Raw genomic sequence first — 2,673 nt, 5'->3', positions numbered from 1 at the left:
TAGTCCACGTTGACCGCGGCCCCCCGCGCGGATCCGGCTGGCCAGCCGGACGGCGAGCAGGGAGTGGCCGCCGAGGGCGAAGAAGTCGTCGTCGACGCCGACGCTTTCGACGCCGAGGATCTGTGCGAACACGCCGCACAGGAGTTCCTCGCGCGGGTTCGCGGGGCCCCGGCCCACGGCGGGACGCTCCTCGGGGGCGGGCAGCGCCTTGCGGTCCAGCTTGCCGTTCACGGTGATCGGCAGGGCGTCGAGGAGCACGACCGCCGACGGCACCATGTACTCCGGCAGCCGCTCGGCGGCCAGACGGGTGACCAGCCCGGGAAGGTCGGCGGGCGCGCCGTCGGCGACCACGTAGGCGACCAGGCGCTTCTCTGCGGGCGTGTCCTCGCGCACGACGACGGCGGCCTGGGCGACCTGCGGGTGCGAGGCGATGACGCTCTCGATCTCGCCCGGTTCGATACGGAAGCCGCGGATCTTCACCTGGTCGTCCGTGCGGCCGGCGAACACCAACTGCCCGTCGGCCGTCCAGCGGGCCCGGTCGCCCGTGCGGTAGAACCGCTCGCCGGGGCCGCCGAAGGGGTTGGCGACGAAGCGTTCCGCCGTCAGGCCGGGGCGGCCCAGGTAGCCGCGCGCCAGGCCGATGCCGGCGACGTACAGCTCGCCGGGCACGCCGACCGGCACCGGGGCGAGGAACTCGTCCAGGACGAAGACACGGGTGTTGAGGACCGGCGCGCCGATCGCGACCTCCCCGGCCTGCGGGACGCAGCGCCACAGCGTCGCGTCGACCGTGGTCTCGGTCGGGCCGTAGGAGTTGAACAGCCGGTGGCCGCGCGCCCAGCGGGCCATCACGTCGGGCGGGCAAGCCTCACCGGCGGTCACCAGGACCGTGTCCGCGCCGATCGACTGCTCGTCCAGGGTGGCCAGCACGGCCGGCGGCAGCGTCACATGCGTGACCCGCTCCGCGGCGAGGAACTGCGGCAGGGCCTCGCCCAGTCGGCGCTCCTGCGGGATCACCACCAGGGTCGCGCCGGTCAGCAGGGCCATCAGCCACTCCCAACCGAAGGTGTCGAAGCCCGGCGAGGCGAACTGCCCCACCCGCGACCCGGCGCCGACCCCCAGCCGGCGGACGTGGCCCGCCACCAGGCTCGCGACACCCGCGTGGGAGACCAGCACGCCCTTGGGACGCCCGGTCGAGCCCGAGGTGTAGATCACGTAGGCCGGGTTCTCCAGCCGGACCGACGGGGCGGCCAGGGCGCCGCCGTCCACCGCCGTCGTCTCCGGGGCGTCCACCAGCACCGCGGAGCCGGGCACGACCGGAGCCGTGCCCGAGGAAGCCAGTACCACGGCGGGCTCGGCGTCCTCCAGCATGTACGCGATGCGGTCCACCGGGTAGGCAGGGTCGATCGGCATGTAGGCGCCGCCTGCCTTCGCGACGGCGAGGAGGGCCACCATCAGGTCGACGCCGCGCTCCAGGCAGACCCCGACGATCGACTCCGCGCCCACGCCCCGGCCGACCAGGTACCGGGCCAGGCTGTTCGCCCGTGCGTCCAGTTCGGCGTAGGTCACCTCCTCGTCGTCGGCGGCCACCACCGCCACCGCGGCCGGATCGCGTGTCACTTGCGCGGCGAACAGCTCCGCCACTGTTCCCGAGGGCACGTCGGCAGCGGTGGCGTTCCACTCCTCCAGCAGCCGCCCGCGCTCGGCCGCGTCCAGCACGTCCACGGTGCTCAGCCGGATCTGCGGGTCGCCCGTGAGGACGTCCAGCACGTGCACGAGCCGGGCCACCAGGCGCTCGGCGGAGGCCTCGTCGAGCAGGTCCGCCGCCGCGGTCACCGAACCCCGCACGCCCGCCGGTGCGCCCTGCTCGTCGAACGCCTCGGACACGATGACATCGAGGTCGAACCGGGCCGGCGTCCGCCCGGCCCGGCGCTGCTCGACCCGCAGGCCGGGCAGTTCCAGCACCGCCTGCTCGGTGTTCTGCAGGGTGAGCATCACCTGGAACAGGGCGTGGTGGGCCATCGAGCGGTTCGGGGCCAGCTCCTCCACCAGCCGCTCGAACGGCACGTCCTGGTGCGTGAACGCCTCCAGGCTGCGCTCGCGCACTCGGCCCAGCACCTGACGGAAGGTCGGGTCGCCCGACAGGTCGGTGCGCACCACCAGGGTGTTGAGGAAGAAACCGACCAGGTCGCTGAGTGCGTCGTCGGTGCGGCCGGCGTGGGGCGAGCCGATCGGGATGTCCGTGCCGGCGCCCAGGCGCGACAACAACACCGCCAGGGCGCCCTGCAGCACCATGAACACCGTCACGCCCTCGGCCCGCGCCAGTTCCACCAGCCGGGCGTGGACCTCCGCCGGCACCGCGACCGGCACCTGGTGACCGCGGTGCGAGGGCACGGCGGGACGCGGGCGGTCGAAGGACAGGTCGAGTTTCTCCGGCGCCCCCGCCAGCGCGCCGCGCCAGTAGTCGGCCTGGCGGGAGATCATGCTCTCCGGATCGTGCTCGTCGCCCAGCAGGCCGCGCTGCCACAGCGCGTAGTCGGCGTACTGGACGGGCAGCGGCTGCCACTGCGGCGCACGGCCGGCCGTGCGCGCCCCGGAGGCCACCCCGAGGTCGCGGGCCAGAGTACGGCAGGGCGTCGGGGAGGGAAAGAGGTGTGTGCGAGTGGTGTATATGTC

Annotated in this window: 1 protein-coding gene; it reads right to left on the bottom strand. The window is 74.0% G+C overall.

Translation table 11 applies throughout. The features are described 5' to 3' along the window. A partial coding sequence (locus ABT300_RS43005) for a non-ribosomal peptide synthetase (RefSeq protein ID WP_351688322.1) occupies positions 1-2,619 on the bottom strand: 2,619 nt, incomplete at its 3' end. Positions 2,620-2,673 lie beyond the last annotated feature (54 nt).

This window comes from Streptomyces sp. NPDC001027 (genome assembly GCF_040299045.1).
Classification (GTDB): domain Bacteria; phylum Actinomycetota; class Actinomycetes; order Streptomycetales; family Streptomycetaceae; genus Streptomyces.
Note: the sequence above shows the minus strand (reverse complement) of the source record. Positions and strands in the feature narration are given on the sequence as shown.